Below are 13,907 nucleotides of genomic sequence, written 5' to 3'. Positions count from 1 at the left end.
CCATGTTCAAGGTCATCCGTCGGGCCTGGCGCTACCTGGTCTTCGCCCTCTCCGGGCGGCTGGACGAGCTGTCCGACCCCCGGGTCCAGATCGAGCAGGCCATCGCGGAGGCCAAGGAGCAACACCGGCGGCTGAGCCAGCAGGCCGCGGCGGTCATCGGAAACGAGCGTGAGCTGGAGATGAGGCTCGCCCGTTCCGTGGAGGAGACCGAGCGGCTCCAGGCCAACGCCCGCCAGGCCCTCCTGCTCGCCGAGCAGAGCCGGGCCGCGGGCGACGAGAGCAAGGCCTCGTCGTACGAGGACTCGGCCCGCGCCTTCGCCTCGCGCCTGGTGGCGGCCGAGAGCGCGCAGCAGGAGTCGCGGCTGGCGCACGAGCGGGCCGCGGGAGCCTCGGCCCAGGCGCGGGCCGCGGTCGAGACCAACGCGATGGCCCTGCAGAAGAAGATCGCCGAGCGGATGCGACTGCTCTCCCAGCTCGACCAGGCCAAGGTGCAGGAGGAGCTCAACAGGGCGATGGCCGACCTGTCGGGCCTCACCCCGGCCGGCGACACCCCCACCATGGACGAGGTCCGCGACAAGATCGAGAAGCGCTACGCCCGCGCCCTGGGTGAGGCCGAGCTGACCTCGGGCTCCGTCGAGGCCCGCATGATCGAGGTCGAGCGCGCCGCCATCGACGCCGAGGGCGCCGCCCGCCTGGACGCCATCAGGAAGAGCCTGCACCCGGACGGGAAGCCCGAAGTCGAGAAGTAGGCGAGAGCGCGGTTCCCTGCGTCGGCCCCTTCGGCTCACTCGCCGACGGGGCGGGATTCGTTCAGCGGACGGGCAGGTCGTAGACGCGGCGGACGCTGGTGGGAGCGGCGCCGAGGTCGGCCCCGTAGACGTGAAGCGAGATGGCCGTCTCGTCGCCCGTGTTGTGGACGCGGTGGATGTCACCGGGCGGGGCGAAACCGCTCACCTCGCCGGTCTGGTTGGCGGTCCTGCCGATCTCGGTGAGGTGGTCGCCATGGTCGCGGTAGAGGGTCTCGTACTCCACCCCCTGCAGCACGCCGAACACGCACCACGCGACGTGGTCGTGGATCACGGTCTTCTGTCCGGGCCGCCAGACCACGGCCACGACCGAGAAGGCATCCTCGGTGTGCAGGGTGTGGCCGACGTAGTGGTCGGGGTCGCCGAGGCGCTCTTCCTCGGTGAGGATCTCGGGGGACGGCAGCCGTTCACGCAGCAGCGCCGCCACGGCGAAGGCCGTCGCCCGAGGGTCGGCGGACGGGTCGGCGAGTTCCCGGACCCCCGCGACCAACTCGGCCAGGCCCGGGCGGGTGAGCGTCAAGGTTGTCATGCCTCAAGGATGCTCCGGAGGGATCCATAACGTCTAATGCCCATCTTTCCCGCCATTCATAGATAAAGTTGATACATGCTCGATATCGTGCGACTTCGCGTCCTCGCCTCGGTGTCCCGGCACGGTTCGGTGACCGCGGCGGCGAGGGAGCTGCACTACTCCCAGCCGTCGGTGAGCCACCATCTCGCGAAGCTTGAGGCCGAGACCGGGGCCAAGCTGATCCAGCGGGCCGGCCGGGGCATCCGGCTGACCGAGGCGGGCCGCCTGCTCGCCGAACGGGCCATCGAGATCATCGGCCGTCTCGACTCCGCGTCCGCCGAGCTGTCGGCGCACGTGGGCCTGCGCGCCGGACGGGTCAGGCTGGCGGCCTTCCCCTCCGCCCTGGGAACCTTCGTGCCCGAGGCCGCCGCCGCCCTCGCCGGGACGCACCCCGGCCTGGAGCTACGGCTGACCGAGACCGAGCCTCCCGACGCGCTGCGCATGCTCAAGGCCGGATACGTGGACGTGGCGGTCATCTTCCGCTACGACGACACCGCCCCCGAGGCCGACGGGATCCGGCTGCTCCCCCTGCTGGACGATCCCAGCTACCTCATCACCTCCGGTCCGGTCGGCGAGCTGATCTCGTACCGCGACTCCCGGTGGATCGGCGGCTGCGACCGGTGCCGCAGTCACCTGCTGGAGCTGTGCGCCAGGGCGGGCTTCGAGCCGGAGATCGCCTTCACCACCGACGACGTCGTCGCCGTCCAGGCCCTCGTCGCCGCCGGGGTGGGGGTGAGCGCCCTGCCGGGACTCGCCCTGCACGCCCACCGGCATCCGAAGGTCACCACGACCGAGCTTCCCGGCTCGACCCGCCATGTCTACGCCGCCACCTACGGCGAGCCTCCCGCCCCCCCGGCCACCACCGCCCTGCTCAGCGCCCTGACCTCGGTGACCTGCCCTTGACACGCCCGCGATCGGTCCCCGGCCGAACGCGCGGGCAGTCCGCCACGGGTCGCGGCGATCGTCGTGACCCGCGCGGGGCCGGCAGTGGCTACGCTCGAATGGTGTCCACAGCGATCATCACGGTGAGCGGTCTCAGCGTGGAGCTCGGCGGCAATCCCGTGCTCCGCGACATCGGCCTGACGGCGGCCCCCGGCGAGGTCATCGCCGTGATCGGCGCGAACGGCGCGGGAAAATCGACGCTGTTGCGCTGCCTGGCGGGGCTGCACCCCACGCCCTCCGGCGCGTTGCGCGTCCTGGGCGGCCCGCCGAGGGACGACGCCGGCTTCTGGCGTGACGTCGCCCTGGTCGGAGACGAACCGGCCTGGTATCCGGGTCTGACGGTGCGCGAGCACCTGGAGCTGACGTACGCCGTCCACGCTCCGGCCCGGCTGGAGGTCGAGGCGGCGCTGGAGTCGTTCGACCTCCGGGAGCGGGCCGACGCGTCGCCGCAGGCCCTCTCCACCGGTCAGCGGCAGCGGCTCTCGCTCGCGGCCGCCCTGCTCAGGCCGAGCAGGCTGCTGCTCCTGGACGAGCCGGAGCGTGGGCTCGACGAGATGTTCCGCGAGCGCCTGGCCACGATCCTCACGGACTACGCGGGCGCCGGCGGCACGGTGGTCATGGCGACCCACGACCACCGGCTCGCCGAGAACACCCGGGCCCGCCGGGTCGTGCTGGAGGCCGGACAGGCGACGAGCCGATCGTGAACGCGGAACACGACATGAACGCGGCGCCAGGTGCCAACACGGACCAAGGCGTACGCACGGTTGCGAACACGGCGCCGGGTGTGAGCGCGGGCCAGGGCGTGAGCACGGTCCGGAGCGTCCGCGCCTTCGTCGGAGCGCGCCGTGGCGCCCCCGCGAGCTGGCTGGACCGCTACGTGCGGCTGTTCGGACTCGCGATGCTGCTCGTGGTGCTGGCCCAACCCTTCTCCTCCGCGCTCGCCTCGCTCTCCCGGCAGGTGGACCCGTGGCGAGCGGGAGCCGGCCTCGCCCTGGTCACGTTCGCCTACGCCGGCCTTCTCCTCGCCGCCCGCGCGATCGGTCCCGTCGCGCTGCCGTCCGCCGACGCCGCCTGGCTGCTGTTGTCCCCGCTGCACCGCCGTGGTGTGCTGGGCCGGACGGCGACGATTCTCCTGGTGGGGTCCGTCCTGGCCGGGGTCGCGCTCGGGGTGGGTGCGCTCGCCGTCCTCGGCGCGCCGGACCTGCTCGCGCTGCGACTGGCCACCGCCGTGATCCTGGGTGTCTCGGCGAGTGTGGGCGGCATGGCACTGACCGTACTCGCCCAGTCGTCACAGAGCTGGCAGCCGTGGCTGAACGCGGTCGTCGTCGTGACCGCCCTGCTGGCAGCGGCGGCGGCGCTGTCGGCGGCGAGCGGCCCGACGCGGCGCTTCGTGGCCGAGATCGCGAACGCGCCCGCCTCGCACGGCGCGTCGGTGGCCGCCCTCGCCGCCGTGGCGGCCGCCCTGCTCGGGTGGAGGGCGTGGTCGGCCCTGGCCGGGATTCCGGCGCGGACCGTGCTCTCCGCCTCCACCCGGGCGGGTCGCGTGAGCACCGCCGCCGTCGGCATGGATCCGTCGGCCCTGACCTGGATCGCCGAGGACAACCACTGGCGGGGGCGCACCCTGCGCTCGCGCCCCTGGCCGCCGTTGCCCGCACCGCTCGCCCTGGCCTGGCAGGACTGGCGTCGCCTTGGACGGCGCCCGGGCCGCCTGGCCGCCCTGCTCGGGGGTGCGGCACTGCCCGCGCTGGCGGCGCTCGCGGCCGGTGAGGTCGGCGCGGTCGTGACGGGAGTCGTGTTCGCCGGGGCGCTGACCGCCGCGACGGCGGGCATCTCGGGCACGCGCCGCGACGGCGACAATCCGGCTCTGGCCCGGCTCCTCGGGGTCGGCGCCCGCGCGGCTCTGGCCGCCAGATCGCTGTTGCCGACGCTGCTGGGCGGCGCCTGGCTGACCGTCGCCCTCGCCTTCATGTCCCTGACGGGCGCGCTCGGGACGGGCCCGTGGTGGCTCTTCGGACCGCTCGCGGCCCCCGCGCTGGCCGCCGGAGGGTTGCGGATGGCCCGCCGGAACCCGATCGACCACTCCATGCCGGTCATCGAGACGCCGGGAGGGGCGATACCGACAGGCCCGCTCACCTGGGGTCTGACCGGCGTGGACCTCGCGGTGCTCGGGTGCCTCCCGCTGACGCTCGCTCTGGGTCTCCGGCCGTCCTCCCTCGCCGGTTTTCTCGCCGTCCAGGCTCTGGCCGGTACGGCCGTCCTGCTGGGCTATCTGCTCCGGGCGGGGTCCGTGCGGAGCTGACCGACGGTGAAAATGCGAGGCGCCGGGGAGTCGACGCCTCTACGATCCGGTTATGCCGGATTTGTCCACACTCGCGCTCTTCGCCGCCGCGACCCTCGCCCTGCTGCTCGTACCGGGGCCCGCGGTCCTCTACATCGTGACCCGCAGCGTCGCCCAGGGCCGGTCCGCCGGGCTGATATCGGTGCTCGGCATCCACCTCGGCTCGCTGGTCCACGTGGCCGCCGCCGCCCTGGGCGTCAGTGCCCTGCTCGCGGCCTCGTCGACCGGATTCATGATCGTCAAGTATCTCGGTGCCGCCTACCTGGTCTGGCTGGGCGTGCGCAAGCTCATGACCCGCTCGAACGGAGAGGACTCCTTCGAGCCGAGGATGGCGACGAGGTCCCGGATGTTCTGGGAGGGCTTCGTGGTCAACGTGCTCAACCCGAAGACCGCGATCTTCTTCCTCGCCTTCCTGCCGCAGTTCGCCGACCCGCAGGCCGGACCGATCGCCCCGCAGATCGTGCTGCTCGGCCTGATCTGGACGGTGCTCGGCATCGCGAGCGACGGCGCCTTCGCCCTGCTCTCCTCGGCCGTGGCGGGCCGCCTGCGCCGCTCGGCCCGCGCCCGCCGCCGCCTGGACGTCACCAGCGGCTTCGTCTACCTCGGCCTGGGAGCCGTCGCGGCCTTCGGCGGCGAGAGCTCCGCGGCCAAGGCCTGAGCGGGGCAGACACCCCGCCTCGGCCTCCTCCGCCCTCCCTTTTCCGGCCCGCCGAGGAGCCTGGCGGGACATGAGTCCCGAACCCTCGGAAGGACCTCCCTGCCCGGCCCTCCGGAAATTCTTCCGGAGGGCCCGGTGCCCGTCAGGTGAAGCGGTAGGTGGTGGTGGACTCGAACCGCTCGCCGGGACGCAGGACCACCGAGGGGAAGTGGGACTGGTTGGGCGAGTCGGGGAAGTGCTGGGTCTCCAGGCACAGGCCCGCGTGCTTCGCGTACGCGGTGGCGACGCCGTCCAGGAAGTTGCCCGTGTAGAACTGCACGCCCGGCTCGGTGGTGGTGACCTCCATCGTGAGCCCTCCGGCGGGCTCGCGGACCTCCATGCCACCGCGCAGGACGTAGCAGTGGTCGTAGCCGTCCCCGAGCAGCGGGTCGGCGATCCGCTCGCCGATCTCGTGCGGCGAGGTGAAGTCGAACGGGGTCCCGGCGACCGGGGCGATCTCCCCGGTCGGGATCTGCGTGGCGTCGACCGGCAGGTAGTGGTCGGCGTCGATACGGACCACGTGCTTGAGGACGTCGCCGCCCCCGGCGAGGTTGAAGTAGGAGTGGTTGGTGAGGTTCAGCACGGTCGGCGCGTCGGTGGCCGCGCGATAGTCCATCCGGATCGCGTCGGCGGTCAGCGTGTAGGTGACCGCGACGGTGAGCGTGCCGGGATAGCCCTCCTCGCCGTCCGGGCTCACGTACTCCAGGGTCACCGCGGTGTCCGAGGCGTGGGTGATCCGCCAGACCCGGGTGTCGAAGCCGTGCGGCCCGCCGTGCAGGCTGTTGGGACCGTTGTTGATCGGCAGCTCGTGGTCGCGGCCGTCGAGGGTGAAGCGTCCGCCCGCGATGCGGTTGCCGTACCGGCCGACCACCGCGCCGAAGTAGCGGCTGCGCGTCAGGTAGTCGCCGAGGTTGTCGTAGCCGAGGACCACGTTGACGCCGGAGACCTCCAGCGACTGCAGGATCGCCCCGTAGCTGAGGATCGCGGCACGCATCGGCCCGTTCGACAGCACGTGCCGTTCGACTCGCTCGCCCGACGGGGTGGTTCCGAAGCTCATTTTCGTGCCTCTCCGGTGGATTCACGGACGACCAGGCTGGTGTCCAGGGTGGCCAGGGTGGGGGTGGCGCCGGCGTCGAACGACTGCAGCAGCAGGTCCACGGCCATCCGCCCGGCGGCGGCCGTGGGCATGGCCACGGTGGTCAGTTTGGGGCGGTTCAGCCGTCCGGGAACGATGTCGTCGACGCCGACCACGCTGACCTCGTCCGGGACGCGTACGCCGCGCTCGTACAGGCCCTCGATGAGGCCGATGGCCACCAGGTCGTTGTAGGCGAGCACGCCCGTCACCCCTGCGGCGATCACCTCGGCGGCGACGGCGAGGCCGCCCTGCTCGGTGGGCGCGTTCGGGCCGAGGATCACCAGCTCGACGCCGTCCATCGCGGTCGCGGCGGCGCGCATCTCACCGCTGGTCCACGAGCCGGTCGGCCCCAGAAGCAGGGCGATCCTGCGGTGGCCGAGCCGGGTCAGGTGCTCGATCGCGAGGCGGGCGCCCTGGCCGACGTCCATCAGGATCGTCGGCATGCCTCTCACCCTGCGGTTCACGACCACGAACGGCACGTCGGCGCGGAGGCGCTCTATGACCCGGTTGGACAGCCGGGGACTGCAGAGCAGAACCCCGTCGACCTGCTTGGCGAGCGTCTGGATCAGCTCCTCCTCGACCAGCGGGTCCTCGTCGGTGTCGGCCACGAACACGTGGTAGTCGCGGGCTCTGGCCTGCGCCTGGGCGGACTTGATCAGCGGCGGGAAGAACGGGTTGGAGATGTCGGCGACGATGAGGCCGATGTTGTGGGTCCTGCCGGTGGTGAGTGCCCGCGCGGCACGGTTGGGCCGGTAGCCGAGCTCCTCGGCGACGGCGAGCACCCGGTTGCGGGTCTCGGCGTTCACCAGGTGCGGCGCGGAGAAGGTGCGGGACACCGTCGAGACGTGCACCCCCGACGCCCGTGCCACATCCCTGATCGTCGCTGCCACCGTGCTCCTTCGCCCTGGCCCACCATGGGGCCTTGAAGCACATTAGTGCAAGCGGTTGCGCGACTGTCAACGTCGAGATCGGACGGTCCGCCAAACGATACGGGAGCGATCGCGTCGCCCTGGCGATCGGAAATATCGAAAAACGCGCAGATGGGAAGCGCCTTACTAAATTGGGCCCTTGACGTTAATCGCAGATGTCATCAATGTTTCTTGCAACCGGTTGCAGGATGCCGGGGCCCGGGACCGCGATGGGAGATGGCGCAATGGAACCGGTTCGCGTGGTGCTCGCCGGAGCGCACGGGCACGGCTGGTGGCATCTGTCGAACGTGCGGCGGCTGACCGAGGCCGGGCTGGTGAGGCTCGCGGGGGTATGCGACGTGCGGCCCGTCGACGACCTGCCCGAGAGCGCGGAGTTCTCCGATGACCTGGTCGAGCTGATCGGGCGTACCGGTGCCGACGTGACGATCCTGTGCACCCCCATCCACACCCACGCCGAGCTGGCGGAGAAGGCGCTGCGCGCCGGGTCGCACGTGCTGCTGGAGAAGCCGCCCGCCGCCACGTACGCCGACTACCTGCGGATCGTCGCGGTGGCCGGGGAGACCGGGCTCGCCTGCCAGGTGGGATTCCAGAGCCTGGGCTCCGAGGCGATCCCCGCGATCCGGCGAATGGTCGCCGAGGGGACGATCGGCCGGGTCACCGGGATCGGCGCGGCGGGCGCGTGGGAGCGTCCCTACTCCTACTACGACCGGGTGCCGTGGGCGGGAAGGCGCGAGGCCGGCGGCGTTCCCACGGGCGACGGCGTCCTCACCAACCCGCTCGCGCACGCGACCGCGACCGCGCTCGCCGTCTCCGGCGCGGCGGTGGAGAACGTCGAGGTCGAGCTCTACCGGGCCAACGCGATCGAGGCGGACGACACCTCGTGCGTACGGGTGCGGATGGACGACGGGACGACGGTGACGGTCGCGGCCTCGCTGTGCGCGGACCGGCGGCATGAGCCGTACCTCATCGTGCACGGCGAGAGGGGGCGGATCCGGCTGACCTACACCGAGGACCGGGTCGAGTTCGACGGGACCTCGGTCGTCCACCCCAGGACCGACCTGCTGGAGAACCTCGTCGCGCACCTCCGCGACGGCGCCGAGCTGCTCGTACCCCTGGAGAGGACCGCGGGTTTCATGCGCGTCCTGGAGGCGGTACGGCTCGCGCCGGAACCGCTCGCCATACCGGACGTGTTCCAGGAGGTCGGCGACGAGCGCCGGGTACTGCCCAGGATCGCCGAGGTGACGGCGGCGAGCGCGGAACGGCTCGCGCTCTACTCGGAACTGCGGGTGCCCTGGAGCGGGCGTGTCCACCCCTGACCTGGGTGCGCCCGCTCCAGTACCAGAAAGACCACCGGGGCCGCACCAGCCTCCCCCCCTGACCAGTGAAGGAATCACCGTGAAACGAGCCGTCGCGCTCACCGCCTTGCTATCCCTGGCGGTCCTCTCCGCCCCGGCCGCGTCCGCCGCCACCCTGAGAACCGACGCACGGGAGTGAAGGCCCGCGCGAGAGTGCCCGCTAGGGCGCGACCGTGCCCTGACCTTCCTGGTCGCGCCACTCGGCCCACCAGGTGTAAGACACCAGGACGGCGCGTGGCTCCCCGTGCCGCTCCACGATGGTGGGTTCGCCGGTGAAGGGGGCGACGCCGATCCGGTGCCCCAGGTTGTCGCAGAGTTGTCGAACACTCATACGCTCCGTCATGGAACCATCGGTGCCGTGCAGCTTCGTTACCGGTACCGGCTCTATCCGGACGCCGCTCAGCATCAGGCGCCGGCGCGGGCGTTCGGGTGCGCGGGTGGTGTTCAACGACGGGCTGCGCGCCCGCCAGGATGCCCACCGGGCGGGCTTGGCCTACCTGTGTGACGGGGAGTTGTCCCGGCGGCTGAGCGCCGCGAAGGCGACGCCGGAGCGCGCCTGGCTGGGCGAGGTGTCGGCGGTGGTGTTGCAGCAGGCTTTGGCCGACCTGAACACCGCCTACCGCAACTTCTTCGCCTCCATCACCGGCAAGCGTCAGGGGCCGAAGGTCGGCTTGCCCCGGTTTCGGTCGCGTAAGGACAGCCGCCAGGCGATCCGCTTCACCCGCAACGCCCGGTTTACGGTCACGGCGGGTGGGAGGTTGCGCCTGCCGAAGATCGGCGAGGTGGTGGTGCGCTGGTCACGGACCTTGCCGTCGGAGCCGTCGTCGGTGACGGTGATCAAAGACGCGGCGGGCAGATTTTTCGCCTCGTTCGCGGTCGAGACCACCGAGGAGCCGCTGCCCGAGGTCACCGCCGAGATCGGCGTCGACCTGGGCCTCACCCACTTCGCGGTGCTGTCCGACGGCCGGAAGATCGACAACCTTCGATTCCTGCGCCGAGCGGCCAAAAAGCTCCGCAAGGCGCAGAAAGCCCTCAGCCGTAAGGCGAAGGGGTCGAACAACCGCACCAAGGCCGTCGTCAAGGTCGCCCGCGCTCACGCCCGGGTGACCGATACGCGCCGGGACTTCGCCCACAAGCTCTCCACCCAGTTGATCGGTGACAACCAAGCCGTCTACGTGGAGGACCTGTCGGTCAGGGGCCTGACCCGCACCCGGCTGGCCAAGAGCGTCCATGACGCGGGCTGGTCGGCCTTCGTCGGGATGCTGGAGTACAGGGCGAAACGCTACGGCCGCACCTTCGCCAAGATCAACCGGTGGTTCCCCTCCTCCAAGATGTGCTCGCAGTGCGGGGCCGTCGCCACCACCATGCACGCGGGGATCGGCGAGATCGGCTGAGAACGCGTCGGCCCGGCACCGCGGACCCGGACGACCCGTCGTTCACGAGCCGTCCGTTCCTCGGGTTCTCCCCTCGGGCCGGTAGAGCCGGCGCGCCGAAGAGGCATCGGCGAGGCCGGTGGGGGGCACGCCGCAACAAGGCGCCTCTCCGGCGGGTCCAGGAACCGCCGGGAGGCGTCAGGCGTGCCCCTCCACGAGGACTCCGTCGACCCGGCGGGGGATGCCGAGGGGGTTGTCGTCACGCAGCTCCGGCGGCAGAAGCTCGGCCGGCCAGTCCTGGTAGGCGGTGGGCACCAGCCACCTGCGGATCGCGGCGGCGCCGACCGAGGTGTGGGCGGCGGCCGTGCTCGCGGGCCAGGGACCGCCGTGGTGCATCGCCCAGCGGACCGCCACACCGGTCGGCCAGCCGTTCCAGATCAGCCGTCCTGCCTTCCTGAGCAGCACCTCGGCACTCTCGTGTGCCTCGGCGGGGTCGGTCGCGTGGACCGTGGCGGTGAGCGAGCCGTCCAGCCTCTCCAGTACGGCAGGCAGGTCGGCGGCGTCGGCGTAGACGACCACGACGGCGGCCGGGCCGAAGCACTCCTCCACGAGCTCCGGCAGGTCGGCGGCGAACGTCGCCAGGTCGGTGACGAACACCTGCGGGGTCACCGCGAACGCCCCCTCGCCGGGCCTTCCCTCGGCGAGCGGGGTGAGCCTGCCGAGCCTGGCCAGCCCGTGCTGGAAACCACCCCGCATCCGCTCGGTGAGCATCGGCCCGCCCACGGTCTCGGAGACCGCCTTGGAGATGGACGCCAGAAGGTCCGCGTCGTCGGGGACGAACACCAGTCCGGGGTTGGTGCAGAACTGCCCGGTGCCGAGGGTGAGCGAGGCGGCGAACCCCTGGGCGAGGCCGTCGCGGGCGGCCGAGGGCAGCACGACGACGGGGTTGACGCTGCCCAGCTCGCCGTAGAACGGGATGGGGTCGGGCCGCTCGGCGATGAGCGCCTGGATCGCCTTGCCCCCGGGAATGGAGCCGGTGAACCCGACGGCCGCGACGGACGGGTGCCTCGCGAGCCGCTTACCCGCGTCGAGTCCGCGGACCAGGCCGAGCAGTGCCGGGTCGGGCAGGGCGCCCCGGATGATCTGCCACGACAGCTCCGACGTGCCGGGATGCCCGTCGTGGGCCTTGACCACCACCGGGCATCCCGCCGCCAACGCGGAGGCCGTGTCGCCGCCCGCGACCGAGAAGGCGAAGGGGAAGTTGCTCGCCGCGAAGACCCCGGCCACACCGGGCAGGGGGTGGTTCATCCGCCGCAGGTCGGGGACCGGCGGCTGGGCCGTCGCGTGGTCGATCACCGCCTCCACGTGCCCGCCGTCCCGCAGCACCTGGGCGAAGAGCCGGAACTGCCCGGCGGCCCGCGCCACCTCCCCGCGCAGCCTGGTCTCCCCGAGCGCGGTCTCCGCGTCGGCGGCCCGCCAGAGCTCCTCGACGTTCGCCTCCAGCGCCGCCGCGACCGCCTCCAGCGTCGCCGCCCGGTCCGCGGAACGCCAGGCGGCCCCGGCCGCGAGAGCCGCACCGACGATCGCGTCCACCTCGTCGTCCGAGGTCAGCGGGAAGGGATCACCGAAGGACTCGCCGGTCCTGGGGTCGATTGAGTGGATCACCACGAAAGCCTTTCCTCAGCGGAGCCTGCCACGCCAGGCTACCCGCCCGACGGTAAGCGCTTTCCCTTCCGTCGACCGACCAACCGAAGCAGGTACAACATCACCTCTACCCTGGCCGGTCTGCTGCTCACCGGCGTGTACGCGTGCGCCCTGCCGGTCTTGCTCAGAACGCCGCCGCGACCGGCGCCGTGGGCCATTTTCCCGTCGCCGGGCCAGATAGCCACCTTTTCAAGCGCGCACCAAAAGGGTGAGTCAACGAGTCAGGAGATCATGGCATCCTGCACAGCAACCCTTGCGAGGAGAAGAATTCCTGATCGTAAAATCGCCCGGTGATTCTACCCATGATGATCAGCTCCTGCTCGAACTCCTCATCTTCCGAAATACGGTGAGTATAAATTAAATCCTCCCAGTACGGGGCGTATTCGGGAATATCGAAGAATTCAGCATCGGATTCACCATCGTAGGTGTAGGCCAGAGGGTAGAGCTCCTCGATTCCCCCAATATATGCAAGCTCGAAAACACGTCGGCGATTGAGACTAAGGACGTCTGAGTCCGGGCTTGCCCCACTTAGGGTGAGAATATGAGACCAGCCAGGCGCATGTCGAGTTATCCAGAACCATTGAACCCTGGGGTCGGGTTCACATGAACGCACAGCGGCCGGGAAGTCGCATACCTTTTTCACCGCTGGCGCGACTTCTAGGTGCGCGGCCACGGCATTGATGTCTTCGATGTCGACCCACGTTGCAAAGAACGAATCATAGAGGCCATAATCAACCACAAGATCTTTCTGCCCTTCGGCAGGGAAGGTTCTCACGTAGATGGGTCCATTCAGTCAGCTAGGCGCGAATTGGATTGCATGGTCCGACCTGTCAATTGTAACGATTGACACCTGGTACGGCAGCCGCCATTTGTTAGCTGAGCTGTGTGTATGCCGTGGCCAGGTGGGCGCGGCGGTGGAACCAGCGGGCGCATGCTTGGTGTCGCCGTCGCCAGGCTGACCAATGGGCGGTGTGTTCCAGCGATGATGTGCGGGTGGTCGCGGCGCTGAACAGGCGCTTGATCTCGGCGACCGTCAGCGGGATCATGCCAGGCTCGGCGGGTGGCCGCTGGTCGGGCCTGACCGGTGGCGGGGCCTGGGTATCGGTGCGACACCAGGCGTCGGCCGCGCTGACCGCGTAGATGGCCAGGGTGGCCATGACCAGCACGGTGTGACGCAAGATCGCCTCATACGCCAGCGCTTCGGTACGGAGACCTTCCTGGTGCACATCTGGGCTGCATACCGCAACGCGTGTCAGCATGGACCTCACGGCCACCGCCTTCATCGTGACGTCTTGGTGACGCGACGATGAGGCGGTGGCCACTTTCACGTCCGGCGTCCGAGCTGTCACAGCCTGGTATGGCCTATAACAGCAGATGTACGGGTCCGAAGTTAAACAACAAGCTCAAAGTGTTACAACGAGAACGGCTCCTAACTGCGGTCCCGCTGGTCAAGTTTTACGAAGCTATGTATTCCCCCTAAAGGGTGTCGACAGAAACAGTGTATTGAGGAGTGCTTAACCACTCTTTATTAAGATGAGCTCCAGTTCGTTTTTCAATAATAGCCATGGCGGTAGCGGAAAGTGTTGGCCAGCGACGTCGAGCGACTTGCCGCAGCAAGCCCATTTCTAAACTGATTATATCCACTCGAGGCCCTCTAGCCATCTTATAGTCGAAGTCAGGGATTTCAACTATTATTTCACCATCCCTGGCAACGCGAAGCTTTTTTTGGGCTGTACCAGTCCAAGAGACATGCCACACCTCAGCATTCTCACTGATAGCACCCAGAACGGATGGTTGCCCCACATAGGAGATAGCGTTGGCTTCGAATAACATTGTTGATGAATTAATTTGCCCGAGGGATACTTCGCCAAATATGCCGGTTCCAGATGTATACGCTGAGGTTGGGTCGAGGCCAAGACGGGCCACGACTTCTTCTAACGGAAGGATGTCACGGTGCGGCGTGATCACGGTCCACCCCATGCAAGGCCCAAGCCATTCAAGTTCGTTTATTAACGACTTATAGTGACTGATAGCCGACTGCACGTCCATAATGATCCTTT

At 69.6% G+C, this 13,907-nt stretch carries 14 protein-coding genes and 1 pseudogene; 7 read left to right on the top strand and 8 right to left on the bottom strand.

What is annotated here, in order from left to right:
- The first annotated feature begins 2 nt into the window (after window positions 1–2).
- Window positions 3–749: a PspA/IM30 family protein gene (locus ABZ664_RS07090; RefSeq protein WP_362504259.1), complete on the top strand. Its 747-nt coding sequence runs from the start codon at window positions 3–5 to the stop codon at window positions 747–749.
- 61 nt (window positions 750–810) lie between these two features.
- Here the strand turns inward: ABZ664_RS07090 and ABZ664_RS07085 are convergent, their stop codons facing one another.
- A complete protein-coding gene (locus ABZ664_RS07085; protein ID WP_362504256.1) occupies window positions 811–1,335 on the bottom strand; it encodes a cysteine dioxygenase family protein in 525 nt (174 codons plus the stop codon).
- A gap of 75 nt (window positions 1,336–1,410) precedes the next feature.
- Between ABZ664_RS07085 and ABZ664_RS07080 the strand changes: the two genes are divergently transcribed.
- The 4 genes from ABZ664_RS07080 to ABZ664_RS07065 all read left to right on the top strand — a co-directional run bounded on the left by ABZ664_RS07080 (window position 1,411) and on the right by ABZ664_RS07065 (window position 5,312).
- Window positions 1,411–2,277 carry a LysR family transcriptional regulator gene (locus ABZ664_RS07080; RefSeq protein WP_362504253.1) on the top strand — a complete coding sequence of 289 codons (867 nt, stop codon included), beginning with the start codon at window positions 1,411–1,413 and terminating at the stop codon, window positions 2,275–2,277.
- Between the two features lie 101 nt (window positions 2,278–2,378).
- Window positions 2,379–3,020, top strand: coding sequence for a heme ABC exporter ATP-binding protein CcmA (gene ccmA / locus ABZ664_RS07075; RefSeq protein WP_362504250.1), 642 nt, complete (start codon window positions 2,379–2,381; stop codon window positions 3,018–3,020).
- Window positions 3,021–3,100: 80 nt separating this feature from the next.
- Window positions 3,101–4,615: a DUF6297 family protein gene (locus tag ABZ664_RS07070; protein ID WP_362504247.1), complete on the top strand. Its 1,515-nt coding sequence runs from the start codon at window positions 3,101–3,103 to the stop codon at window positions 4,613–4,615.
- A 52-nt stretch (window positions 4,616–4,667) separates the two neighbouring features.
- The gene (locus tag ABZ664_RS07065) at window positions 4,668–5,312 is read left to right on the top strand and encodes a LysE family translocator (protein ID WP_362504244.1); all 645 of its coding nucleotides are present in this window, start codon (window positions 4,668–4,670) and stop codon (window positions 5,310–5,312) included.
- A 142-nt stretch (window positions 5,313–5,454) separates the two neighbouring features.
- Here ABZ664_RS07065 and ABZ664_RS07060 read toward each other — a convergent pair whose 3' ends face one another.
- Window positions 5,455–6,408, bottom strand: a complete 954-nt coding sequence (locus ABZ664_RS07060) for an aldose epimerase family protein (protein WP_362504241.1) — start codon at window positions 6,406–6,408, stop codon at window positions 5,455–5,457.
- Window positions 6,405–7,376: a LacI family DNA-binding transcriptional regulator gene (locus tag ABZ664_RS07055; RefSeq protein WP_362504238.1), complete on the bottom strand. Its 972-nt coding sequence runs from the start codon at window positions 7,374–7,376 to the stop codon at window positions 6,405–6,407. Before ABZ664_RS07055 ends, ABZ664_RS07060 begins: the two co-directional genes overlap by 4 nt.
- Window positions 7,377–7,639: 263 nt before the next feature.
- On the opposite strand from ABZ664_RS07055, the gene ABZ664_RS07050 reads away from it, so the two are divergent.
- Complete coding sequence (locus ABZ664_RS07050) at window positions 7,640–8,731, top strand: Gfo/Idh/MocA family oxidoreductase (RefSeq protein ID WP_362504235.1); 1,092 nt, start codon at window positions 7,640–7,642, stop codon at window positions 8,729–8,731.
- Window positions 8,732–8,930: 199 nt separating this feature from the next.
- Here the strand turns inward: ABZ664_RS07050 and ABZ664_RS07045 are convergent, their stop codons facing one another.
- Complete coding sequence (locus tag ABZ664_RS07045) at window positions 8,931–9,101, bottom strand: hypothetical protein (protein ID WP_362504232.1); 171 nt, start codon at window positions 9,099–9,101, stop codon at window positions 8,931–8,933.
- Window positions 9,102–9,128: 27 nt separating this feature from the next.
- On the opposite strand from ABZ664_RS07045, the pseudogene ABZ664_RS07040 reads away from it, so the two are divergent.
- Window positions 9,129–10,119 (top strand): annotated as a pseudogene (locus ABZ664_RS07040) (transposase); the annotation flags it as partial.
- A 222-nt stretch (window positions 10,120–10,341) separates the two neighbouring features.
- On the opposite strand, the gene ABZ664_RS07035 reads toward ABZ664_RS07040, so the two are convergent.
- The 4 genes from ABZ664_RS07035 to ABZ664_RS07020 form a co-directional block, all read right to left on the bottom strand.
- The gene (locus ABZ664_RS07035) at window positions 10,342–11,811 is read right to left on the bottom strand and encodes an aldehyde dehydrogenase family protein (RefSeq protein ID WP_362504229.1); all 1,470 of its coding nucleotides are present in this window, start codon (window positions 11,809–11,811) and stop codon (window positions 10,342–10,344) included.
- Between the two features lie 265 nt (window positions 11,812–12,076).
- The gene (locus tag ABZ664_RS07030) at window positions 12,077–12,622 is read right to left on the bottom strand and encodes a hypothetical protein (protein ID WP_362504226.1); all 546 of its coding nucleotides are present in this window, start codon (window positions 12,620–12,622) and stop codon (window positions 12,077–12,079) included.
- Between the two features lie 97 nt (window positions 12,623–12,719).
- Window positions 12,720–13,025 carry a hypothetical protein gene (locus ABZ664_RS07025; protein WP_362504223.1) on the bottom strand — a complete coding sequence of 102 codons (306 nt, stop codon included), beginning with the start codon at window positions 13,023–13,025 and terminating at the stop codon, window positions 12,720–12,722.
- 298 nt (window positions 13,026–13,323) lie between these two features.
- A complete protein-coding gene (locus tag ABZ664_RS07020; RefSeq protein ID WP_362504220.1) occupies window positions 13,324–13,896 on the bottom strand; it encodes a hypothetical protein in 573 nt (190 codons plus the stop codon).
- Window positions 13,897–13,907 lie beyond the last annotated feature (11 nt).

This window comes from Streptosporangium sp. NPDC006930, assembly GCF_040635605.1.
GTDB lineage: Bacteria > Actinomycetota > Actinomycetes > Streptosporangiales > Streptosporangiaceae > Streptosporangium.
This window is presented reverse-complemented; position numbering and strand designations above follow the sequence as displayed.

Bases quoted from the DNA above. Each gene is read 5' to 3' on its own strand.
- ABZ664_RS07045 (WP_362504232.1), bottom strand. From the start codon at position 9,101: ATGAGTGTTCGACAACTCTGCGACAACCTGGGGCACCGGATCGGCGTC.
- ABZ664_RS07085 (WP_362504256.1), bottom strand. From the start codon at position 1,335: ATGACAACCTTGACGCTCACCCGCCCGGGCCTGGCCGAGTTGGTCGCG.
- ABZ664_RS07050 (WP_362504235.1), top strand. From the start codon at position 7,640: ATGGAACCGGTTCGCGTGGTGCTCGCCGGAGCGCACGGGCACGGCTGG.
- ABZ664_RS07080 (WP_362504253.1), top strand. From the start codon at position 1,411: ATGCTCGATATCGTGCGACTTCGCGTCCTCGCCTCGGTGTCCCGGCAC.
- ABZ664_RS07020 (WP_362504220.1), bottom strand. From the start codon at position 13,896: ATGGACGTGCAGTCGGCTATCAGTCACTATAAGTCGTTAATAAACGAA.
- ABZ664_RS07060 (WP_362504241.1), bottom strand. From the start codon at position 6,408: ATGAGCTTCGGAACCACCCCGTCGGGCGAGCGAGTCGAACGGCACGTG.
- ABZ664_RS07065 (WP_362504244.1), top strand. From the start codon at position 4,668: ATGCCGGATTTGTCCACACTCGCGCTCTTCGCCGCCGCGACCCTCGCC.
- ABZ664_RS07090 (WP_362504259.1), top strand. From the start codon at position 3: ATGTTCAAGGTCATCCGTCGGGCCTGGCGCTACCTGGTCTTCGCCCTC.